General features: G+C 70.4%; 20 protein-coding genes and 1 pseudogene. 7 read left to right on the top strand and 14 right to left on the bottom strand.

Annotated features, from left to right (window positions below; translation table 11 throughout):
* Positions 1-169: 169 nt before the first annotated feature.
* The 3 genes from AC07FA_RS18865 to zapE all read right to left on the bottom strand — a co-directional run bounded on the left by AC07FA_RS18865 (position 170) and on the right by zapE (position 3,288).
* Positions 170-1,546, bottom strand: a complete 1,377-nt coding sequence (locus tag AC07FA_RS18865; RefSeq protein WP_479076777.1) for an alkaline phosphatase PhoX — start codon at positions 1,544-1,546, stop codon at positions 170-172.
* Positions 1,547-1,681: 135 nt separating this feature from the next.
* A complete protein-coding gene (locus AC07FA_RS18860) occupies positions 1,682-2,107 on the bottom strand; it encodes an OsmC family protein (RefSeq protein ID WP_479076775.1) in 426 nt (141 codons plus the stop codon).
* Positions 2,108-2,193: 86 nt separating this feature from the next.
* Positions 2,194-3,288: a cell division protein ZapE gene (gene zapE / locus AC07FA_RS18855; protein WP_479076773.1), complete on the bottom strand. Its 1,095-nt coding sequence runs from the start codon at positions 3,286-3,288 to the stop codon at positions 2,194-2,196.
* Between the two features lie 37 nt (positions 3,289-3,325).
* Here zapE and AC07FA_RS18850 point away from each other — a divergent pair, with 37 nt between their 5' ends.
* The 4 genes from AC07FA_RS18850 to msrB all read left to right on the top strand — a co-directional run bounded on the left by AC07FA_RS18850 (position 3,326) and on the right by msrB (position 6,634).
* Positions 3,326-4,141, top strand: coding sequence for a pyrimidine reductase family protein (locus AC07FA_RS18850; RefSeq protein ID WP_479076772.1), 816 nt, complete (start codon positions 3,326-3,328; stop codon positions 4,139-4,141).
* A 185-nt stretch (positions 4,142-4,326) separates the two neighbouring features.
* Positions 4,327-4,779 (top strand): indole-3-glycerol phosphate synthase, encoded by a 453-nt coding sequence (locus AC07FA_RS18845; protein ID WP_479076770.1) that lies wholly within the window; start codon positions 4,327-4,329, stop codon positions 4,777-4,779.
* Positions 4,780-4,821: 42 nt separating this feature from the next.
* Positions 4,822-6,216, top strand: a complete 1,395-nt coding sequence (murC, locus tag AC07FA_RS18840; RefSeq protein ID WP_479076769.1) for a UDP-N-acetylmuramate--L-alanine ligase — start codon at positions 4,822-4,824, stop codon at positions 6,214-6,216.
* A gap of 10 nt (positions 6,217-6,226) precedes the next feature.
* Positions 6,227-6,634: a peptide-methionine (R)-S-oxide reductase MsrB gene (gene msrB, locus AC07FA_RS18835; RefSeq protein WP_479076768.1), complete on the top strand. Its 408-nt coding sequence runs from the start codon at positions 6,227-6,229 to the stop codon at positions 6,632-6,634.
* A gap of 27 nt (positions 6,635-6,661) precedes the next feature.
* Here the strand turns inward: msrB and AC07FA_RS18830 are convergent, their stop codons facing one another.
* The 4 genes from AC07FA_RS18830 to AC07FA_RS18815 all read right to left on the bottom strand — a co-directional run bounded on the left by AC07FA_RS18830 (position 6,662) and on the right by AC07FA_RS18815 (position 10,218).
* Positions 6,662-7,123: a hypothetical protein gene (locus AC07FA_RS18830; RefSeq protein ID WP_479076767.1), complete on the bottom strand. Its 462-nt coding sequence runs from the start codon at positions 7,121-7,123 to the stop codon at positions 6,662-6,664.
* Positions 7,124-7,258: 135 nt separating this feature from the next.
* Positions 7,259-8,641 (bottom strand): hypothetical protein, encoded by a 1,383-nt coding sequence (locus AC07FA_RS18825; RefSeq protein ID WP_479076765.1) that lies wholly within the window; start codon positions 8,639-8,641, stop codon positions 7,259-7,261.
* 21 nt (positions 8,642-8,662) lie between these two features.
* The gene (locus AC07FA_RS18820; protein ID WP_479076763.1) at positions 8,663-9,607 is read right to left on the bottom strand and encodes a hypothetical protein; all 945 of its coding nucleotides are present in this window, start codon (positions 9,605-9,607) and stop codon (positions 8,663-8,665) included.
* An 83-nt stretch (positions 9,608-9,690) separates the two neighbouring features.
* Complete coding sequence (locus tag AC07FA_RS18815; protein WP_479076761.1) at positions 9,691-10,218, bottom strand: hypothetical protein; 528 nt, start codon at positions 10,216-10,218, stop codon at positions 9,691-9,693.
* A gap of 540 nt (positions 10,219-10,758) precedes the next feature.
* Here AC07FA_RS18815 and AC07FA_RS18810 point away from each other — a divergent pair.
* The 3 genes from AC07FA_RS18810 to AC07FA_RS18800 are packed head-to-tail and all read left to right on the top strand — an operon-like array spanning position 10,759 to position 14,335.
* A complete protein-coding gene (locus AC07FA_RS18810) occupies positions 10,759-11,973 on the top strand; it encodes an RCC1-like domain-containing protein (RefSeq protein WP_479076760.1) in 1,215 nt (404 codons plus the stop codon).
* A complete protein-coding gene (locus tag AC07FA_RS18805; protein ID WP_479076759.1) occupies positions 11,963-13,150 on the top strand; it encodes an RCC1 domain-containing protein in 1,188 nt (395 codons plus the stop codon). Before AC07FA_RS18810 ends, AC07FA_RS18805 begins: the two co-directional genes overlap by 11 nt.
* Before the next feature lie 9 nt (positions 13,151-13,159).
* A complete protein-coding gene (locus AC07FA_RS18800; RefSeq protein WP_479076758.1) occupies positions 13,160-14,335 on the top strand; it encodes an RCC1 domain-containing protein in 1,176 nt (391 codons plus the stop codon).
* A gap of 58 nt (positions 14,336-14,393) precedes the next feature.
* Here AC07FA_RS18800 and AC07FA_RS18795 read toward each other — a convergent pair whose 3' ends face one another.
* From AC07FA_RS18795 to AC07FA_RS18765, 7 genes and pseudogenes are all read right to left on the bottom strand, one after another.
* Positions 14,394-14,621, bottom strand: a complete 228-nt coding sequence (locus AC07FA_RS18795) for a hypothetical protein (RefSeq protein ID WP_479076756.1) — start codon at positions 14,619-14,621, stop codon at positions 14,394-14,396.
* A 173-nt stretch (positions 14,622-14,794) separates the two neighbouring features.
* Positions 14,795-16,252, bottom strand: coding sequence for an FG-GAP repeat domain-containing protein (locus AC07FA_RS18790; RefSeq protein WP_479076754.1), 1,458 nt, complete (start codon positions 16,250-16,252; stop codon positions 14,795-14,797).
* A gap of 154 nt (positions 16,253-16,406) precedes the next feature.
* Entirely contained in the window at positions 16,407-18,818 is a 2,412-nt protein-coding gene (locus AC07FA_RS18785) for a GTPase-associated protein 1-related protein (protein ID WP_479076752.1), read from the bottom strand.
* 121 nt (positions 18,819-18,939) lie between these two features.
* Entirely contained in the window at positions 18,940-19,185 is a 246-nt protein-coding gene (locus tag AC07FA_RS18780; protein WP_479076750.1) for a DUF397 domain-containing protein, read from the bottom strand.
* Positions 19,182-20,033, bottom strand: a complete 852-nt coding sequence (locus AC07FA_RS18775) for a helix-turn-helix domain-containing protein (RefSeq protein ID WP_479076748.1) — start codon at positions 20,031-20,033, stop codon at positions 19,182-19,184. Before AC07FA_RS18775 ends, AC07FA_RS18780 begins: the two co-directional genes overlap by 4 nt.
* Positions 20,034-20,237: 204 nt before the next feature.
* Positions 20,238-20,342: pseudogene (locus tag AC07FA_RS18770) on the bottom strand (MarR family transcriptional regulator); the annotation flags it as partial.
* 104 nt (positions 20,343-20,446) lie between these two features.
* Positions 20,447-21,859, bottom strand: coding sequence for a non-reducing end alpha-L-arabinofuranosidase family hydrolase (locus AC07FA_RS18765; protein WP_479076746.1), 1,413 nt, complete (start codon positions 21,857-21,859; stop codon positions 20,447-20,449).
* Positions 21,860-22,261 lie beyond the last annotated feature (402 nt).

Below are 22,261 nucleotides of genomic sequence, written 5' to 3'. Positions count from 1 at the left end.
CCAGGCGTTTTTTGAGAGCGTGCGGCCGGGGGATTACACCGCTGTTACGGGGCCGGGGGACAGGGGAGGGGCCCCTGCCTCCCGCCCCCTGCCTCCCGCCCCCTGCCTCCCGCCCCCTGCCTCCCGCCCCCTGCCTCCCGGCCCCTGCCCCCACCCCTCGCTCAGCCGCTCAGCACCAGGGCCCCGTCACCGCGAAGGTCGTCCCCGGCGTATAGCAGTTCAGATACATCGTCAGCCCGTCCGGCGAGAAGGTCACTCCCGCGAACTCGCCCCACTCCGGCTCCTGTGGGGTCCCCGTGTTCTGCCGGCCGCGCGCCATCGCGTACACCTCGCCCCGCCGTGTCACGCCGAGGACGTGCTGGGCCCCGTTGCCGTCCTCGCACACCATCAGCCCGCCGTCGGCGGCCAGGCAGATGTTGTCGGGGGACTCGCCGGGCAGCTGGATGTCCGTGTCCGGGCCGAAGACGACCACCAGCGTGAGACGGCGCCGCTTCGGCTCGTACCGCCACACCTGCCCGTAGTGGTCACCGGACGAGCCCTCCGAGCGGCGCGCGAAGCTGGAGACGAAGTACACCGACGATCCGCCCCAGTAGCAGCCCTCCAGCTTCTGGGCGTGTGTGATGCCCTTGGGGCCGAAGTCCTGGAGCCTGATCGGGGTCTCGGCCGCCAGCGGATCGGGTACGGGCACCCACTCGACCCCGCCGAAGCTCGCCCCGCTCTCCTGGATGGCGGAGAGGTCGGGGACGCCGGGCACCCGCATCGCCTCCAGCGCGCCACCGGCCCGCAGCGAGCCACGGCCGCCGAGCGGCTTCTCGGGCAGGAAGCGGTAGAAGAGCCCGAACGGCCGCTGGAACGCGTCCTCCGTCTCGTACACGATCCCGCTGCGCGGATCGATGGCGACGGCCTCGTGCTGGAAGCGGCCCATCGCGGTCAGCGGCACGGCTCCGGTACGCCGCGGATCGGCGCCGTCCACCTCGAAGACGAAGCCGTGGTCCTTGGTGTAGCCGTTCGTGTCGGCCTTGTCCTCGGTCTCCTCGCAGGTCAGCCAGGTGTTCCAGGGGGTCGGGCCACCGGCGCAGTTCACCGCCGTACCGGCGATCGCGACGCGTTCGCCGAGGACCGTGTTGCGGCTGTCGAGCTCCAGGGCCGTACAGCCGCCCTTGCCCATGGGGTCGTAGGTGAGACCGTCGACCGTGGGGACCGCGAGGGCGGCGGAGGCCCGGTTCTCGTGATTGCGTACGAGATGGATACGGCCGCGGTGGCCCTGGAAGGCGGCCATTCCGTCGTGGTTTCCGGGTACGAGGCCCTCACCCGATCGGAGCTCGTCGCCCTGCCGGGAGAGCACCCGGTAGCGGAATCCTTTCGGCAGATCGAGCAGGCCGTCCGGGTCGGGGACGAGCGGGCCGTAACCACGGTGGCCGACGGCGGCCGACGTGCCCGTGAAGAGTTCGGAGAACGCTCCGGTGAAGGCGACCGAGACAGCGGCCGCGCCGCTGCCGGCCAGGACCTGACGTCGGGTCGCGGGGCGTCGTGATGCTGAGGACATGAGGCAACTCCCTGTTGGCGGACAGGTGAAGTGACCCGCATGTGTGTACCACGCGTGTTGCCGCGCGGGAACCATGCGGGCCACTGAGCCTCGTGGTGCCGCCCGGGACGTCAGTGGTCCCGGGGGCCCGTGCGATCAGATCAGCGAAGCGGAAAGCGTGATCGTCGTGCCCGTCAGAGCCTGGCTGACCGGGCAGTTCGCCTTGGCGTCCTCGGCGGCCTTCACGAAGCCCGCCTCGTCGAGACCGGGCACCTCGCCCTGGACCGTGAGGTGGATACCGGTGATGCCCGTGCCGGGCTGGAAGGTCACGTCGGCCTGGGTGTTCAGCCGGGTGGGCGGGTTGCCGGCCTTGGCCAGGCCGCCCGAGAGAGCCATCGAGAAGCAGCTGGAGTGCGCCGCGGCGATGAGCTCCTCCGGGCTGGTCTTGCCGTTCGCCTTCTCCGCGCGTGCCGGCCAGGAGACCGGGTACTCGCCGATGCCGGAGGAGTCGAAGGTGACGACGCCCTCGCCCTCGATCAGGTTGCCTTCCCAGACCGTGTGCGCCTGACGCGTGGTAGCCATGCTGGATTCCCTTCGAACGGTGTGCGCGGTGATACGGGACGTACGAGGCTCCCGAAGGTGCCCCGTACGGGGATACGCCCCCGAACCTACTGCGCCACCAGTCCCTTTGCGTCGCGTGCCAGCGCTGTCAGCCGGGAGATGGCTCGGAAGTACTTCTTCCGGTACCCCCCGTTCAGCATCTCGTCGCTGAACAGCTTGTCGAAGGGCAGCCCCGACGCGAGCACCGGGACCTCCCGGTCGTAGAGCCGGTCCGCGAGCACCACGAGCCGCAGCGCCGTCGACTGGTCCGGCACCGGCTCCACCCCGGTGAGGCAGACCGCGCTGATGCCGTCGGTCATCGCCCCGTACCGGCTCGGGTGGACCCGGGCCAGATGATCGAGGAGACCGGGGAAGTCGTCGAGTGCGGCGTCGGGCGTGGCGTACGCGGCCTTGGTGACCTGCTCGTCCGAGTAGGGCGCCGGAGCCTCCGGCAGCCCGCGGTGGCGGTAGTCCTCGCCGTCGATCCGCAGCGGCCTGAAGTGCGAGGAGAGCCCCTGGATCTCGCGGAGGAAGTCGGCCGCGGCGAAGCGGCCCTCGCCGAGCTTGCCGGGCAGGGTGTTGGAGGTGGCGGCCAGCGCGACCCCCGCCTCGACCAGCCTGCGCAGGAGCGAGGACACCAGGACCGTGTCGCCCGGGTCGTCCAGTTCGAATTCGTCGATGCAGAGCAGCCGGTGCCCGCTGAGGGTCTGCACCGTCTGCTGGAAGCCCAGCGCGCCGACCAGATTGGTCAGCTCGACGAACGTGCCGAACGCCTTCAGTGACGCGGCCGCCGGCGTGGCGTGCCAGAGGGAGGCCAGCAGGTGGGTCTTGCCCACGCCGTAACCACCGTCGAGATAGACGCCGCGCGGCCCGGTCGGAGCAACGGGCGCCTTCCGGCCGAACCACTTCCGTTTCCCGGCCCCCGTGGCGTGCGCGCCGCCTAGACCGCCCGCGAACTCGCTCAGCACCCTGACCGCTTCGGTCTGGCTGGGCTGGTTCGGGTCGGGGACGTACGTCTCGAAGCGCACCGCGTCGAAGCGCGGTGGCGGCACCATCTCGGCGACCAGACGGTCGGCGGGAACGCGCGGCTCACGGGCGCACAGGGACAGCGGGGCCGATTCGGCTATGGGGCTCTGCCCCGGAACGGCGGTGGATGACGACACAACTCGCCACCTTAAGGGCCATGCCAGACTGCTTCACATGCGACGCCTGCTCCCTGTGACGGACCTGACAACGGACGCGACCGGCCGGGCGGCCGACGCGACCGCCCCGACGACCTCGGCCGGCGACGGCGAGTGGAGTCTCGAACGGCTGGCCGATGCCTATGCCTATCCGGAGGGGGACGGTCCGTGGCTGCGCGCCAACATGGTGTCCACCCTGGACGGCGCGGCCCAGCACGACGGCCGCTCCCAGGGCATCTCCTGCGCGACCGACATGCGGATCTTCGGCACCCTGCGCGGCCTGGCCGATGTGGTGGTGGTCGGCGCGGAAACCGTGCGCCTGGAGGGCTACCGGCCCGCCAAGGCGCGGGACGCCTTCGCCGAGCGGCGTGCGGCGGCCGGCCAGGGGCCCGCTCCCGCGATCGCCGTCGTGAGCGCGAGCCTGGACCTGGACTTCTCGCTTCCGCTGTTCACCGCACCCCTCGTGCCCACCCTGATCCTGACCGGCGCGGGAGCTCCGTCCGACCGCGTCCAGGAGGCCGAGCGGGCGGGCGCCCAGGTCGTCGTCGCCGGTGAGGGCGCCGTGGTGGCTCCGGAGCGGGCGGTCCGCGAGCTGGCCGCCCGCGGTCTGACCCGGCAGCTGACGGAGGGCGGGCCGAGGCTGCTCGGCCAGTTCGTGGCGGCCGACGCGCTGGACGAGCTCTGTCTGACCGTGTCCCCGATGCTGTCGGCCGGAGACGCGCAGCGGATCGCGGTGGGCCTCTCGGTGGGAGTGCCGGAACGATTCGCCCTGACGTCGATGCTGGAGGAGGACGGGTTCCTGTTCACCCGGTACCGCCGTGAGCGGTCTGGCTGATCCGCGACCCGGCACGTGTTGACACGAGTTCTGACAAGTAACGGAATTTCCCGTTCCGGTTAGCTCCGGATGGGCACACTTACTTCTGCAGACCCCGTGGGAGCGCGGGGAAGGATGGTTTCAGCAGCGACCGTCAGGTCGATGGGACAAAGCGGAAGGCCCCTGTCGTGTTCACAAGCGTTTTGATGATCGAGAAGCCCCTCACCCCGGAGGACGTGGAATTCGTCACCACCCTCCACGGCGAGGAGCGGATCTCGTTCGTCGTACTGATGCAGCCGCGGGGCGACCAGGCCGACGTACTCCTGCGTGCGATCGACGACGTGGCGCTCGGCGAACTGAAGGAGGCCACCCGGGAGGGCGCGGAACCGGAGGGCACAGACGCCCGCGAGCCCGCCGAACTCGCTCTGGAGTACTCGCTCCAGGCGCTGCGCAAGGCCGGTTCGGACGCCGTCGGACAGGTGATCGAGGACCACCCCCTCGACAAGCTGAAGACCGTCGTGGACGAGGCGACGGCGGACGAGGTCATCGTCCTGACCGCACCGCACTACGTGGAGGAGTTCTTCCACCGCGACTGGGCCTCCCGGGCCCGTCACAAGGTCGGTGTACCGGTGCTCAAGCTCTTCGCGCACAGCGAATAGGCTGGGGGACCGTTACTAGCCTCGACCCTGGGAGACACGCGCATGGCACCCGGAATTCCTGCCGCCCTTGAACGGCCGCACTTCATCGGCATCGGCGGCGCCGGAATGTCGGGCATCGCGAAGATCCTCGCCCAGCGGGGCGCGAAGGTGGCGGGCAGCGATTCCAAGGAGTCCGCCACCGCCGAGGCGCTGCGGGCGCTGGGGGTGACCGTCCACATCGGGCACGCCGCCGGCCATCTGGCCGACGACGCCACGTGTGTGGTCGTCTCCAGCGCCATCCGCTCCGACAACCCGGAGCTGGTCCGCGCCGCCGAACTGTCGGTCCCGGTCGTGCACCGCTCCGACGCGCTCGCCGCCCTCATGGCGGGCCTGCGCGCGATCGCCGTCGCCGGTACGCACGGCAAGACCACCACCACGTCGATGCTCGCCGTCGCCCTGACCGAGCTGGGCCTCGACCCCTCGTACGCCATCGGCGGCGACCTGGAGGGTCCCGGTACCAACGCCAGGCACGGTGAGGGCGGGGTCTTCGTTGCCGAGGCCGACGAAAGCGACCGCAGCTTCCAGAAGTACGACCCCGAGGTCGCGATCGTCCTCAACGTCGAGCTGGACCACCACGCGAACTACGCCTCGATGGACGAGATCTACGACTCCTTCGAGACGTTCGTCGGCAAGGTCGTCCCCGGCGGCACCCTGGTGGTCTCCGCCGACCAGCCGGGCGCCGTCGAGCTGGTCCAGCGGGTCCGCGACATCTCCTCCCTGAACGTCGTCACCTACGGCTCCGCGCCGACCGCCGACGTACGCGTCCACAAGGTCACCCCGCGCGGCCTGACCAGCGAGGTGACGGTCGTCCTGAACGGGAAGTACCTCACCTTCACCGTCTCCGTGCCCGGCAGCCACTACGCCCACAACGCGGTGGCCGCCCTCGCCGCCGGTGTCGCCGTCGGCATCCCCGCCCACAACCTCGCCTCGGCCCTCGGCAAGTACACCGGGGTCAAGCGGCGCCTCCAGCTCAAGGGCGAGGCGGCGGGCGTCCAGGTCATCGACTCGTACGCGCACCACCCCACCGAGATGACCGCCGACCTCGAAGCCATGCGCGGCGCCGCGTCCGACGCCCGCCTGCTCGTCGTCTTCCAGCCCCACCTGTTCTCCCGCACCCAGGAGCTCGGCACCGAGATGGGCCAGGCCCTCGCGCTGGCCGACGCCTCCGTGGTCCTCGACATCTACCCGGCCCGCGAGGACCCGATCCCGGGCATCACCAGCACCCTGATCGTCGACGCGGCGAAGGCGGCCGGGGCCGATGTCGTCGCGGTCCACGACAAGGCGACGATCCCCCAGGTCATCGCGGGAATGGCGAAGCCCGGTGATCTCGTTCTCACCATGGGAGCGGGCGACGTCACGGACCTCGGCCCGCAGATCCTGGACCACCTGTCGAGCTGAGGGAGCCACTGTGGCGTACGACATCGAGAAGCCGGACGAGCAATGGCGGGCGGAGCTGTCCCCCGCCGAGTACGCCGTGCTGCGCCAGGCCGGCACCGAACCCGCCTTCCGGGGCGAGTACACGGACACCAAGACCGAGGGCGTCTACTCCTGCCGGGCGTGCGGCGCCGAGCTGTTCCGCTCCGACACCAAGTTCGACTCGCACTGCGGCTGGCCGTCGTTCTACGACCCGAAGGACACGGACGCGGTCGAACTGATCCAGGACAGCTCCCACGGCATGGTCCGCACCGAGGTGCGCTGCGCCCGCTGCGGCTCGCACCTGGGGCACGTCTTCGAGGGCGAGGGCTATCCGACGCCCACCGACCAGCGGTACTGCATCAACTCGATCTCGCTGACGCTGGCGCCCGACGAGAGCTGAGCCCGCCCGGCGGCCGGGGCCCCGAAGTCAGTCCTCTTCGGGCGCCTCGGGGCGCAGCAGCGGATGCACGACCCCGGGAAAGACGCGGGCCCGGACGACCGGCTCGGCCGAACCGCCCTGGATGACCGTCTCGGCGACGCCCCAGGGGCGGCCGGCCAGGTGCACGGTGAGGGTGTACGAGGACGGGCAGCCCGTGCACTCGTAGCGGTCGGCCCAGGTCTCCACGTCCGTGACACTGCCCGGGTACCGCTTCACATGCAGATGCGTGGCGTGACAGCGGTCGCACTTCTCGCCCGGCTCGCACGTCCCGCCGCAGGGGCAGGGGACGTCGAGGGAGTCCGCGGGGCGCCAGTGCTGGATGAGCAGGGCTTCCCGGGTCTGGCCCATGTCCTTCATGGCCTTCAGATTCCGGGCGGCCACGTTGTACGACTCGCCGGTGGCGGCCATCCGGTCCCGGATCACGTCCTTGCGTCCGCGGTTGGTCGTCATGTGTTCCTCCTGGGTTTCACGCAGCCCGCCAGGAGGCCCACGAGATAGCTTCTCCCCACGGTACCTGCCCGAAGGGGCACGCCCGTGCGCCGGTGCCCGTCCGCGGGCACCGGCGCCATGGTGTGAGGGGGCCTGTCAGCCCTTCGCCGAGGTGCCGTGGACCGCGCGCACGCCCGGGGCGGTCGGCGCGGGGATCTCCAGCAGCCCCTTGTCGGCGGAGTCGGCGGGGGCGTCGGCGTCCACCGGCGTGGTGGTCATCGGCCGCGCGGCGGCGCACCGCTGCTTCTCCGACTCGGACATCGGCCCGGTGCGCTGGAGGACACGGTCCGGGACCGCGCGCGACGGGCCGTCGATGACCGCGTGCAGCCGGTAGTCCTCCTTGTTGCTGTGGAACCAGCCCTCGACCCGTTCCCGGCTCGGCTGGAGCTCCACCCAGCTCACCTCACCCGGCTGGATCTTCTCCACGATCTCGCGCCGGTCACTGGAGAACCACTGCCAGGGCCGCTGCCAGCCCTTCTCGTACGCCAGGGCGAACTGGGTCGCCATCGGGCGTTCCCTGAGGCGCTTCGTGTCCTCCTCGCGGTCCCCGGTGCTGGGCAGCCTGGCCACCTCGTTGAGCGCGAGCCCCGCGTCGACGTAGGTCTGCGCGATGCTGTCGTGGGTGCGCTCGGCGTAGCTGAGGACCCGGGTGTGCTCCAGCGGGTTGCGGGTGCAGTTGATGAACGCCTCGCCGATCACCCGCGCCCGGCCGTAGTAGCGGAACGACATCCGGCTGTCGGGCCGGAAGACGCACGCGTTCTCGCCGTTGCAGGAGGCCGCGGCGTTGTGCAGGGTCTTCTCGCGCTCGTTGCCCTTGTACGCCTCCGAGCGCTCCAGGTTCATCCGGGACACCCGCTTGTCCGGATCGGTCGGCACCTCCACCACGCGCACCTTGGCGATCATCGGTGAACACGTCACATGTGTACGGGAGTCGGTGACCTTCGACGTGAAGGCGAGCACGGGCTCGTTCTCGGTGGCGGTGAACTCGTAGCTCCGGGCGGTCCAACGGCCGCTCCCCGCCTTGCCCTTGGTGCGCCCGGCCTCCCCGGCGGTGGTGACGGCACGGACCGTCCCGCCGGAGCCCTCCACGGTGTACGGCTGGCCGTCGGCGACCTGTTCGGGCGTGCACTCCTTGGACACGGCCGGGCTGTCCTCGTAGCTGACCGTGACCTTGGCTCCCGTGCGCACACCGCGCAGCCTCTGCTGGAGGGAGTTGTTGTCCTTCTGGAGCGCGACACCGTGGGCGTTGTCGCCCCGGCCCGAAGCGGACGGCGAATAACGCTGGTTGGAGCCGGTCCAGAAGTCGATGCCGACGGTGGTGGGGCCCTCCCCCTTCATGACGGGTTCGGCGAAGTCGGAGTTGAGGACGGGAACGGACTGGGCCGGTGCCGCGGCACCGGCGGGGGCGGCGCCGAGCGCGGCGGGCAGGGCGAACCCGGCGATGCCGAGCACGGCCAGGGTGCGAAGAGGCAGGGACATGAGAGCTCCTGGGGACAAGGATCAGCGCTGGGCGGGCAGAAGGGCGTCCTGGCGGGTGGGCAGGACACCGCGTGGTACGAGTCCCTGGGCCGGGACCTCGCGCAGACCGGTCTGCGCGGCACGGTCGGTGTCGACGTCGGGCGCCTGGTTCCCCGTGGGCCGCTTGCGACCGCAGAGGCTGTCCGGGACCGGGTAGGTCTGCGCCACGAACGTGCTGCTGTTGACCATCGACGGACTGTCCACGGCGATGTCGCTGATCTTCGCGCCCTGGTCCGTGACCAGGCTCCCGACCACCCGGCGCATCGCCGCACTGGCCCCGAACACCAGCATGTCGTACGGCTTGACGACGGACTTGTAGGCGGTGGCCTCGGTGTTCTCGACCGTCCAGGACTTGCTGTACGTGGCCTTGAAGGCCGCCTGGAACGCGAGGGTGGCGGACATGGTGCCCGATGCCTTCGCCCCGCCGGTGACGCTGGTCTTGTTGCCGTTCTCGGACGTGGGACCGTCCTTGAGGTTCGGCGTCTTGTTGGTGCTGTGGGTGTCGTTGCCGAGGGAGGTGGAGACCTCTCCGGTGGCGGAGACGGTGCCGCTGGCGGTGATGCTGCCGGAGATCTCACCGCCGATGTTGTCGGTGCTGCTGGAGCGCAGCGTCACGGTACGGGTCACGTCGATCGGGTCCACCGTGCAGTTGACGACCGCGTTGCCCAGGGACTTGACGGCGGTGGCGAACTCCCGGTCCTTGGCCGGGTCGATCGTGAAGGTGCAGGCGTTCCGCCTGGACTTGTTCTTCTCGCAGTACTCCAGCACCTCACTGATCCTCGCCGCCCGGTTGTCGGCGGTGAACGCGCGGGCGGTGGGCACGCTGTCCGCGCCCTCCTCGGCCATCGCGGGGGCGAGCGGGGCGACCAGGCCGAGGGCGATCAGGGGGAGGAGCAGCGTGGAGCGGTGCAGGGCGCGCTTGGGCATGACGGAGTTCCTTCCGGCTGTGGGATAGCTGGGGGAGCAGGACGCAGGGAGCGTGGAGCGGGGGAGAGGCGAGCGGGGACGGCTCAGGAACCGAGCAGGGAGCAGAGCTGCGAGACCGGGAAGGGCGACGCGCCGTCCTCGGCGGAACCGGGCGGCAGGGAACCGGGGAAGCCGTCGCAGGTGGACTTGACGGTCGACGCCGCGTTGTCCGAGGGGTCGGGCTTGAACGAACCGATGGTCCCGGTCATGTCCGAGATCCCGCCCTCCTCGCGTGCGCCCTTGCCCGCCAGCTTCTCCATGCAGGCGCTGGAGCCCGGCGGGCACTCCTCCAGCTTCTCCTTGGCGGCGTCGATGTCCTTGCCGGCCTGGGTCGCCGCCTCCTTGTTCTTCTCCTGCTCCTTCTCGATCTCCTTGGCCTCCTTGTCGTTGGCCTCGCGGTCCTTGCACGCCTGGTCTTCCGGCTTGCATTCCTCGGCGGGGGCGGCAGTTGAAGCCTGTACGGGGTGACTCGCGCCGTACGCGGCGGCGGAGCCCGCGAGGGGGAACAGGGCGGCGGCACACGCGGCGGCGACCAGCAGAACGGGGCGGGCGGGCAGCGGACGGATACGCATGGGGGACTCCAGGCGAGGGGAGGTGGGGGACGGGTGGGCCTGTGGGGGCCCGTCGGGGGACGCGCGGCCCGTGGGGGCGGGCCATCGGGTCGGCAGGGGGAAAGGGGGCGCGGGGCGGAGCCGGGGGACGGCTACGCCAAGATCGTCAAGCGCAGTGAAAAAGTACATAAGCCGCGTCCCGCGCGGCCGGGGACACACGGAAGTCATGGCCCGGGAGGGAAGCTCACCGCATCGGCGTAGTGGCGCCCAAGTCCCTTTCACGACAAGGCTCCAGAGGCCCGCGCCCTTACTCCCGACTGGCCCGTGGCACCCCTGCCGCAAGCCGCCGGTACCCCTGCGTACCCCGTACAGCGGCCCGTCGCTCGGGTGGTGGCTCCGGTTCGGCGCGCACAAACGATCTTGTCTGGACAGTCTTGAGATGAGCGCGGCGGCCGTGACCCGGTCCGCCGGGCAGCGCCGTAGGCATCCCATGCTCACGGCCGTCCCCATGCCCAGGACCCGCCCCGCCTCGTCCCACGTACCCCACACCGAAGGACGCCCATGTCCCGTTCCACGCGTCGTACTCCGCGCCTGCGCGCCCTGTCCGTGCTGGCGGCCACCGCCACCGCACTGGCCGCACTGCCCGCCCTGGCCCCACTCGCCAGCGCCAACGAGGGCAACCCCACCGTCCTCGCCTGGGGAGCGGGCCGCACCGGCCAGCTCGGCAACGGCACCAGCACCGACAGCCTGACCCCGGCCTCCGTGACGAGCCTCTTCCGTGGCGACGTCGACCAGCTCTCGGCGGGCGGCACGTCCTCCTCCGACTCCTTCGCGCTCGCCCGCACCGACAAGACTGTCAAGTCCTGGGGCAACAACTCCATGGGCCAGCTCGGCAACGGCGGCTCCATCAACCAGACCGTCCCCACCACGGTCCCGCGTCTGACTAACATCAAGGACATCGCCGCCGGCGGCAGCCACGCCCTCGCCCTGGACACCAGCGGCCAGGTCTACTCCTGGGGCGACAACGCCTACGGCCAGCTCGGCAACAACCGCACCGGCGACAGCCGTACCGTCCCGGACCGCGTCCAGGGCATGCCCAAGGTCAAGCAGATCTCGGCGGGCTGCGACTTCAGCCTGGCTCTGCTGGAGAACGGCAAGGTGTACGCGTGGGGCCGCGGGGTCTACGGCCAGCTCGGCAACGGAAGCCGCGCCGTCAGCGCCGTACCCCGCCAGGTCCAGGGACTGGAAAACATCACCGAGATCGACGCGGGCTGCCACCACGCCCTCGCCCTGACCGCCGACTCCACCGTCAAGTCCTGGGGCTACAACCTCTACGGCCAGCTCGGCAACTCCTCCACCAAGTCCGCCGTCACCCCCGTCGACGTCGACTGGCTGGAGGACGTCTCCGACATCGAGGCGGGCGCCCACCACAACTACGTGATCACCAGCGACAGCAAGGTCTGGGGCTGGGGCAACAACCAGTACGGCCAGCTCCTGGAGTCCGACGAGGCGTTCGACTCCAACGTCTCGCGCACCAACCGCACCGCCCCCGTCGAGATCCCCCGCCTTGACGGCGCACAGCACCTGGCGGCCGGCGCGCGCCACGGCGTCGCCGTCACCTCCGACGACGTCTTCTCCTGGGGCCACAACGGCGAGGGCCAGCTCGGCAACGGCACCACGGTCCCGCGCTACGAGTCCGTGAAGATCCTCAACGAGGGCTCGGCGATCAAGGACGTGGCCGCCTCGCTGGGAGGCAACACGACGTATGCGTACTGAGTCGTACGGCCTCCGTACCGCCGTGGGCGCCGCGTTGACCGTGGCCGTCTCCCTCGCGGCAGCCGTCCCGGCGCAGTCCGCGGGGGCCGACCCGTGGGTCCGGTCCTGGGGAACCAACGCGGCGGGCCAGCTCGGCAACAGGTCGACGGTCACCCAGCCCACGCCGGGTTCGGTCCCGGAACTGCGCCGCGCGGACGTACGGCAGGTGGCGGCGGGCGGCTACTCCGACGTCAGCGGATTCGCGGTGGCCGCTCTCGACGACGGCACCGTGAAGGCCTGGGGCGCCAATCCCACCGGCCAGCTCGGCAACGGCACTCAGACAGGCCAGAACATGTCCGCCACCGTCGCCGGACTGACGGGCGTCACCGCGGTAGCCGCGGGCCAGGAACACGTGCTCGCCCTGAGCGGCGGCCGCGTAGTGGCCTGGGGCGCCAACCAGTACGGGCAGTTGGGCAACGGGCGGACCGTCCCGCTCCAGGACGGCACGGAGAACCGGCCCGTCGCCGTCCAGGGCCTCGACCGGGTGACGGACGTCGGCGCGGGCTCCGCCTTCAGCGTCGCCCTCCGTGAGGACGGCACGGTGTGGACCTGGGGCGCCGGGCACAACGGCCGGCTCGGCCACGGCGACACCACCAACCTCGACACACCACGCCGGGTCGACGGGCTCACCGACGTCGTGGCGATCTCCGTCGGCCTTCAGCACACGCTCGCGCTCGACGCCGACGGCACCGTCAGAGCGTGGGGCCACGGCGGGAGCGGCCGCCTCGGCACGGATTCCCAGGACGACAGTCCGGTCCCCGTCGAGGTGGCCCATCTCGACGGCGTGTCGAGGATCTACGCGGGCGGTCGCCACAACTTCGCCGTCCTGGACGACGGCGAGGTCCGGGCCTGGGGTGCCAACACCTCCGGCCAGCTCGGCGACGGCACCACGACCGACCGCACCACCCCCGTCCCGATCGACACCCTGCGCGACATCCAGGACATGGACCCGGGCGCCGACCACAGCCTCGCGGTCCGCACCGACCAGTCGGTCATCGCCTGGGGCGGCAACGACGCCGGGCAGCTCGGTGACGGCACCACCACACCCCGCCTCGCCCCCGTGAAGGTGCTGCCCGCCGGAAGCGGCATCACCCACGTCGACGCGGCCACCAACGTGAAGTCCAGCTACGCCTACTGAAAGGGCGCCATGACCACCCTGCGCACCACGCTCACCGCCACCCTCACCCTCGCGGCCCTCGCCGCCCCATGTCTCCCCGCGCACGCCGCGCCCAGCGACCCGTGGGTGCGCGCCTGGGGCATCAACAACCTCGGCCAGCTCGGCAACAGCAGCATCGTCAACCAGCAGACCCCTGCCGACGTGCAGGGCATCGCCCGCGACGACGTACGGGAGATGTCGGGCGGCGGCGACGCCGACAAGAACTCCTTCGCCGTCGCCCTCCTCAAGGACGGCACCATCAAGTCCTGGGGCGCCAACCTCACCGGCCAGCTCGGCAACGGCACCCTCGTCGGGCAGTCCTTCCCGGCCGCCGTCGCCGGGCTCGCCGGTGTCAGTGACGTGTCGGCCGGCAGCAACCACGTACTCGCCGTGCGCGGCGGACGCGTCCTTTCCTGGGGCAGCAACACCAAGGGCCAGCTCGGCAACGGCCTGACCGCGGCCGACCCGACCGGGGTGCAGAAGACCCCGGTCGACGTGCAGAGCCTCAGCAAGGTCAAGGACGTCGGCGCGGGCTGCGACTTCAGTGTGGCCCTGCGTCAGGACGGCACGGTCTGGGCCTGGGGCGAGGGCGCCAACGGCCGCCTCGGCAACGGGGACAACGCGGCTCGAAACACGCCGCAGAAGGTCAAGGACCTCGCCGACATCGTGGCCATCTCGGTCGGCTGCGCCCACGTCCTGGCCCTCACCGCCGACGGCACGGTCAAGTCGTGGGGCAAGAACACGGAAGGCGAGCTGGGCAACGACTCCGTGGCCGACAGCAACATCCCCGTGGACGTGCACCACCTCGACGGCGTCGCCAAGATCTCCGCCAACGCCTACACCAACTTCGCGATTCTGGACGACAACAGCGTCAGCGCCTGGGGCAAGAACGACGTGGGCCAGCTCGGCGACGACACGACCACCACGCGCACCACCCCGGTCCCGGTCGCCATGCTCCAGGGGGCCACGGAAGTCGTCAGCGGCTTCGACTACACGGTCGCCGCCCTGGACGACGGCTCCGTGATCTCGTTCGGCGCCAACGCCAACGCCCAGCTCGGCGACGGCACCATCACGGCAACACGTAAGCCGGTGACGGTACTTCCGGCGGGGAGCGGAGTCGCCCACGTCGCGGCGGCGACGACGGGCAAGTCCACGTTCGCGTACTGAGCCCGGTAGACCTTCGGACGCCGCCCCCGGCAGGAAGCCGGGGGCGGCACCGCGCGTATCAGCGGTTGAAGGACGACCCCAGGGCCGCCTTCACGGCGACCGTGCCGAGCGTGAACGCCGGATCTCCGTCCCCGTCCCCGTTGAAGTCGCTCCGGAGCCCGGCGGAGGCGGTCGTCGCCTGGACCGGGCCGGACGGCACGGCGGCCTGCGCGGCAGGCAGGCTGATGACGGCGCAGGCCACGGTGATGGCGAGGACGAGAGGTGTGCCGAGTGCACGGGATGCCACGAGGGCTCCTTAGCGCGAGAGTGCGCGGAACATCCCGGGCACGTTCACCCGGCGCTCTCCGCGCGTACGAGCGCGGTTGATCTGCACCCACGGAGACAGCCGAATCCGGCCAAGGGCTGTAGCGCCGGGAGCGCCGGGGAAGTCCTGATCAGAACCCCCCGGCGCCGCACGCCTCAGCGGTTGATCGATGCTCCCAGGGCGGCCTTCACCGCCACGGTGCCGAGCGTGCCGTGGCCGAAGGTGAAGGAGCCGGTCCCGGTCTTCATGGAGGGGATGACCCACATGGAGCCTTCTCCGGCGTTCTCCCCGGGCGCGCTGACGGCGAGCTCGGCGCGGCGGTCCTTGTTGCCGTCGATGAAGGCGGCGGACTCGCCGAACAGGTCGTCCGCCTCGGCGGTGCCGGTGATGCCCGCGGTGGTCTGGTTGAAGCCGGTGGAACCCGTGCCGGTCGGCCCGGCCGCCGTTCCGGGCAGGATCACGATGCCGCCGGCCCGCTTGGTGGTTTCGAGAGTTTCGTTCGGTACGCCGACGGCGACCTCGCCGAAGCCGTCACCGTTGGTGTCGGCGATGGAGAGGGACGAACCGAACCCGTCGAGGTACTCGGCGACACCGGGCACGCCCGTCGAGTCCTGGTTCATCATCTTCGCCTTGCCGACCTGGGGGCCCGTGGCGCCGCCGGGTACGTACGTGATCATGCCGCCGAAGGAGAACGGGAAGTCCTCGTCGCCGTCCAGGCCGTCGTCGCGGCCCACGACGATGTCGGCGTACGCGTCGCCGTTGACGTTGCCGATGGCGACGGTCTCGCCGCCTTCGAACCGCCGTACGTCGCTGTGCCTCATATCGACGAACGGCCCAGGACCCGTGGGGCCGCCGGTGGCGATGCTGGCGACCCGGGAGTCCTCGCCACCGGCGACACCGACGATCTCGTCGAAGCCGTCGCCGTTGAGGTCGCCCGCCGCCATGTCGAACCACCCGTGGTGGTAGTCCGCGGACACGGCAGTGGTGCCGGCTGCCGAGCCCTGGCGGGTGAACGGACCCTTCAGGACCTGGAGGACGGAGGCGCGCGTCGTGCCGATGTCCTGGCTGCCGTCCCCGTTGAAGTCGCCGACGACCAGCTGGCTGCCCACGTAGTCATTGGTCTCGCCCGTCAGGAGCGTGGCGCCGCCCGAAAGCCCGCCCGCACCGCCCCAGACGACGGTCAGGGAGCCTGCCCCGGAGACGGTGCCGACGGACTCGGCCCACGCACCGACCACCAGGTCGGCATAGCCGTCCTTGTCGAGGTCGGCCGAGACGATGGTGGTGCCGAACGCGTCCGAGGCCTCGGCCGTGTCGGGTATGCCAGCCGAGTTCTGGGTGAGGACCTGCTTGGTGGCGGTCTGCAGGCCGGTGCCGGACCCGTAGACGACGCCGACGTAACCGGCGCCCGCGAGGCCGCCGACCGTGGCCCCGGGCGCGGTGAAGGCCAGGTCGGCGTAGCCGTCGCCGTTGAAGTCGGTCTTCGTCCCCGGCAGGGCGGTCGTCGCCTGTACCGGGCCGGACGGCGCCGTGGCCTGGGCGGTGGGCAGAGCGACGAGTGTGGACGCCATGGTGAGGGCGAGGACCACACAGGTGCCGAGTGCACGGGATGCCACGCGGGCTCCTTAGCGGGAGAGTGCGCGGACAGGTCCGGACACGTTCACCCGGTAGCCGTCGCACGTTCGAATGCAGTTGATCTGCACACGTACAGACAGCCGGATCTGGCCAAAGGTTGTACCCGTCGGACACACGTGATCAAGAAGCGACGGTTCAGCCCCGCCGCACGCGCCCCGAAATCCGCCGGCCGAGCCGTCCGAGCGTGCTCGGCCGGTTCCACGCCCGGAACGCGTCCGCACGGCCGCTGCTGCCCGCGCTCTCCACGGCCTGCTCGACCTCCTTGAGCCGGCCGGGCGCGAGTGTGCGTACGGCGGGCCGCAGTACGTCCTTGAGCAGGGCTTCGGCCGTGGTGTTCCACACCGGGCCCGCATGCGGGTACGCGGTCCAGACCCCGAAGCAGTCGGCCGCGTAGACGGCGTCGGTACGCAGCCGCTGGGCGACCCCCTCCGTACGGGCCACCCGGTCGTACGCCGCCACCAGATCGGCATCCTCGCTGTGCACGAACGCGTACAGCTCGGCCTCCGGACGGTCGTGCGCCAGCAGTCGTACGGCCAGGGCACCGAACGCCCGCTCCCGGACGGCCGGCTCGACCGGTTCGGCCTGCGCGCACAGAGTCCGGGCCCGCTCCACCCAGCCCGCGTCGGCGGCCCCGGAACTCACCTCGCGGGCGAAGTCGAGCAGCTGCAGCGCGCCCCGTACCCGCCCCTCGATCTCCTGCGGGAAGCCGCGCAGCAGATCGTGCGTGAGCCCGGCCGCCTCCTCGTCGTCGGCGGCAGCGGCGAGCGCCGCATCGACGAGCCGCGCCCACGTCCCGGCCACCCGGTGCGCGTCCGACGTGGCCGCCTCAAGCAGCAGCCGCGCCTCCCCGGCCGTCGGCGCACGGTCCCCCCACACCAGCCCCGCGGCCGTCCGCAGGACCATCGGCTCCGCGAACGGCGAGAGCCCCGCCGCCCGCAGCACCCGGTGCCACACCGCCGCCCGGTCACCGCCCAGCGTCGCCCGCGCCCCGGCGGCCTCCGCGCACATCCGCAGGTGCGGCAGCGACTGCGTCCCCGTGAACGGCAACGTCACCCGCCCCAGCAGCCGTTCCACCGCCCCCGGATCGTCCGGCGCGAGCCGGTCCAGCGCGCCGAGCAACGCCGTCCGCACATCGAACTGCTCGTCCAGCAACTCCAGCAGCGCCGGCCCGAACTCCGGCTCCTCCTCGGCGACCAGCGCGGGCGCCAACCGCCGTACGACCGACGGCAGGAACTCCGCACAGTCCACGTCCAGCAGCCGCGCCACCCGCAGCAACTGCACCGTCCGCGCCACCGTGCCACCGGTCGCGGGCGCGCTCAGCTCCGCCAGGATCTCCGGGCCGAGTACGCTCCCGATCGCCTCGCCGTCCGGCCCCGCGAACGCGGAACGACCGGGCAGTTCCAGCGAACCGTTCCCCCCACGCACCGCTTCCGTCACCAGCATCGCCGCGAGCGGCGCGGTCGTCGAGACCGGCGAGCGCCCGTCCAGAGCCCCGAACAGCCGCCCCACCGCATCGAATTCAGGACCGGTACGGTCGTCGACACCCGGCGACGTCAGCGCCTCGATCAACTGCCGTGTCTGCTTGGCGTCCAGCGCGTACGGCCGCTCGGCGGCCCAATCAGCGGCAGCAGCCCTCTCGTTGGAGCCGAGCGCGATCCCCGCACACAGTGCCGTCACAGCCAGCGGCCCGGCGGCGAAAGGCTCCCCGGGAAGCTCACCCGCCTCCCGGAACAGCTCGGGCGCCCGACTCCGCCAGATCCGCGCGGCGGTCTCCGCCCACGCATCCTCCGAAGCTCCCTGGGGACGAGCCCCGGTGCACGTATGCACACGGAGGCCGTTGCCCAACTCCCGTACGTCATCCGGCAGTACGCCCACGACCCGGTGCGGTGAGTGCCCCGGCTTCCGGGTGTACGTCGTGAACGTCAGCCGCTCGGCGCTCTCCCGGGGCAACGCGGCCCCGGCCAGCGCGACCCACCGTGCCACGTCCGCACTCTGCCGCTCGACGAGCACGACCGGTGAGACCGGCGGACTCTCCTCGCTCACCCGGCGCAGATCGGCGAAGACGGACGCGAGCCACGGACTCCGGGAGACGGCGAAGTCGCCGAGCCCTTCACGCACCGCCCCGTGCCCCGGCGGCAGGCTGCTGAGGGGGTCGGGTATCGCACCGCCGGGTGTCACCGAGACCCAGTGCGGCGACCTCCACGCGTCGACCGGCAGCCGGCCACCCGTCAGCCGCGCGTCCACGGGCAGATGCACCGCGTGGGCGTGAAACCGCAGGGGAGCGGAGCCCGCCCCGCGCACCGGCACCGTGCGGCAGAGCAGCCGACTGCCGTCGGACAACGTGCTGAAGCTGAACGCCTGCGGCAGGGACCACAGTTCGGCATCCGACGGAAGGAACGGAACGTCGGCCGGAAACTCGTACCCGATCAACGGCTCGATCTCGGCGAGCAGCGCCGCCGAGATCCCGGGACCGACCGCCGTGAACCGTCCCCCCGAAGCCTCGCTCCCCGGCGCGGCGGAGGTGTAGTGCACCTGTGCAAGGCTCATGCGTCGGCCCTCTTCGTCCCTGCCGCGAGCGTCCCCGTATCCACCCCACGGCTGGGGGCGGGGAGAAGTCCCGCAGCCGTGGGGGCGACGCTATCAAGAGGGGGCGCACTGATGTGCGGGCTCAGACCCCAGCGGCGTACGAGACGAAACTCGCCCAGGAACCGGGCCGGAGCGCGAGCTGCGGGCCTTCGGTCACCTTGGAGTCGCGGACGTGGATGGTGTCGGGGCAGGTGGCGACTTCTACGCAGGAGTCGCCGGACCCGCTGCTGTAGCTGGACTTGTGCCAGGAGAGGGCCACTTCTACGCAGTCGTCTCCGGAGCTGCCGCTGAAGCTGCTCTTGAACCAGATCAGTTCTGTGGTGCTCATACCGCTCCTCGCATCTGCCGCAACAGGCTCAGGGAGTCCTCCAGGGAGAGAGCCTGTGACCGCATCCTGGCATACCTCATCTTGAGCATGCTGACGAGTTTGGGGTCGGAGATGAGCTGCCCGCTTTCCTGCCCTTCGCTGTAGCCGAGCCAGCGGTTGCCGGGGGTCTCGCACAGCCGCATGGGCCCGTCCATCCCTGCGTGCCCCGTACGTACCAGAGGCATCACCTGGACCTCCACATTGCGCAGTTGCGCGATGTCGAGCACTTGGTCAATGAGTTCTCTGGTTACTCCTGGTCCGCCCATCTGGCGCCGGAACAGATGCTCTTCAACGATGAAGCTGTACGAGGTGTTCGGCCGCTCCCGCAGCAGACGCTTACGTCCCAACCGGGCCGACAATCGGTCCTCGACCTCATCGTCACCCAAGGGAGGAAGCCGGTTCTCGAACAACCGCCTCGCGTACGCCTCCGTCTGCAACAGCCCCGGCACCAACCGGCATTCGTACGTGTACAGACTCACCGCCTCTGCCTCCAGCTTCGCCCACTGGCGGAACCAGCTCGCCAGCCCCGGCCGCCGGGACAGATGCCGTGCGGCCCCCCGGATCGCGCCGAACGCGTCCAGCACCACTTCCGCGCGGTCCACGAAGTCCCCGGGAGGGAAGCGTCGGCCCTGCTCGATGGAGGCGACCGTCGGCACCGAGTAGCAGACCAGCGGTGCGAATTCCTCCTGTGTCAGGCCGGCCCGTTTCCGGAACGCCTTGACGACCTCTCCGAACGCTTTGAGGCTGTCCGAGGATTCCGGCTCCCCGCCGCTCGTAATTCCACTCGTACTGCCCCCGATGTCCGCCATGGCCGGTCACCTTTCGCGCCTGTCCCCAACCGCTCCAATCCAACTGATCAATCGTCACGTTCCGTGAGAGGTACTGTCCACTTTCTGTACCCGTACGCTGACCGAGCGTACGAGTCGCTGACCTGGTGCGTGTGGGGGTCATGAAGGCCGCGTGAGCAGGCGGAGCTCGTCCACGAGGGCATGGACGTCACGCGCGGCACTGCTCACCGCGCTCTTGCTGTCCTCGGCGGCGATGAAGGCGGCCCACCACTCGTTGTCGCGGGCCGTGCGGGACCAGAAGGTGCGGAAGACCCAGCGGACCTGGTCGCCCGCCAAGGTCCTCGCCGACGCCTGAGCGGGCGGAACCCCGGCCGACGCACGGCTGGGGTTCCGCGAGAGGGCGCATGGGTGAATATCACCCTGGATCAGACGGGTCAGCGCTGCAGGGTGAGGACGCCCGGCCGGTACGGCAGTTCGTCGTAGTCGCCGCCGGCGGTCGGGGACTTGCCCTGGTAGAGGAACTTCAGGTTGCAGGGGTCGATGGTCATGGTCTGGTCGGGGTTGTCGCGGACCAGGTCACCGTGGCTGATGTCGTTGGTCCAGGTGGCACCGCTGTTGGCCTTGCCCGCGAAGGGGTTGCTCTCGCTGCCGGCCTGCGGGGTCCACGTGCCGCTCAGGCTGGAGGCCGTGAATGAGCGGAAGTAGCGTCCCTGCGCACCCATCGCCTCGACGATCATCAGGTACTGGTTCTGGCCCTGAACCTTGTAGACCTGGACCCCCTCGAACAGGTTGCTCGTCGTGTCGCTCATGATCGTCGTGTACGACGAGCCGAAGCTGCCCGGGAAGTTCCCGATCGGCATGCTCGCCCGGTAGATCTTGCCGTTGTCACCGGCGAAGAACAGGTACATGTTCTGGCCATCGGCGATCAGGGTCTGGTCGATCGGGCCGGTGTTGGAGCCGGAGATGCTGCCGGTGAACAGCGGCTGCGGCGCGGACCAGCCGTTGGCGTTGGCCGGGTCGTTCGACGTGCGGTAGACGAAGGCCGACGCACCCCACTGGTACGCCAGCACCCAGATGTTCTTGGGCGCGAAGTAGAAGAGCGTGGGCGCCACCGCGGCCTGGCTCATCCCGGTCTGGCCGGCCGACGCCATGTCCGACCAGTTCGTGAAGGGGCTGAACATCATCGAACCGTACGACGATCCGGTTGAGTTGGACGCGTAGACCAGGCGCTTGCCGTTGTGCATCACGCTGGTGAAGTCCTTCAGCGAGACCCACCCGTTCGCCGGCTGCGCCAGGGCACCCGTCGACGTCCACCGGTACGTCGAGGGCAGAGAGCACGTGCCGCCGGCGGACAGCCCCGTCCACTTCTGGCTGCTGCCGCCGTTGCACGTCCGGAGCTCCACCGCCGTGCCGTTGGCTGTACCGGAGCCCGTGACGTTCAGACACAGCCCGGACTGAACGCCGACGACCGTGCCGTCGGCGTTCACCCGCCACTGCTGGTTCGCACCGCCGGAACAGGTCCAGATCTGCACACGGGTACCGGAGGCGGTGGCGTGGCCCGGAACATCCAGGCACTTACTGCCGTACACCGTCAGCTGGTTGCTGTCCGTCGACGTCCACTGCTGATTGGCCCCGCTCCAGCAGTCGTAGATCTGCAGGTACGTGCCATTGGTCTGGGAGGCGTCCGGCACATCGAGGCACCGTCCCGAACCCACACCGCGCAAGGCGCCACTGGCAGCCGCCTGAGCCGGGGTGGCGACGAGCATCGCCGCCAACGCGACCAGGGCCGCCACCGCGGCGGCGAAGACCGCAGACAGGCGTCTGCGGCTGAAGTTTCCACTGCGCATGGGGACTTCCAATCATTGAACAAGGTGATTGAGGAGGTCATGACATATGCACGCGCAAGCAAGACGGCACAACGTTCGTTATATCGAACAAGGTTCGACTTGCCGGGCAACCTGAATGATAGGGACTCGCCAAGCAGCGTCAATACTTCTCGCATGAATCGCCATCAGCACCGAAACATTCGCTGCCCTGGCGCCTCCATCGGATGACTGATCTGCGCAGGTGAACCGCCCTTCAGATCGCGGCGAGGCCATTTCCAGGGGCAATGGCCACACGCGCGACCGCCCTCCGGGGCCGCGCCACCCCCTGTTCTCTCGAATAACAGCCGAAATGTTTCGAGGTGCATGGTTGGTCGGTATCGGGAAAAGGCTTCCCGCCACCCAAGAGCCCGCCCGTCGAACCTC

The organism is Streptomyces sp. NPDC045968 (assembly GCF_056430475.1).
The sequence above is the reverse complement of the archived record's forward strand: the minus strand, read 5'-3'. Positions and strand labels throughout refer to the sequence as shown.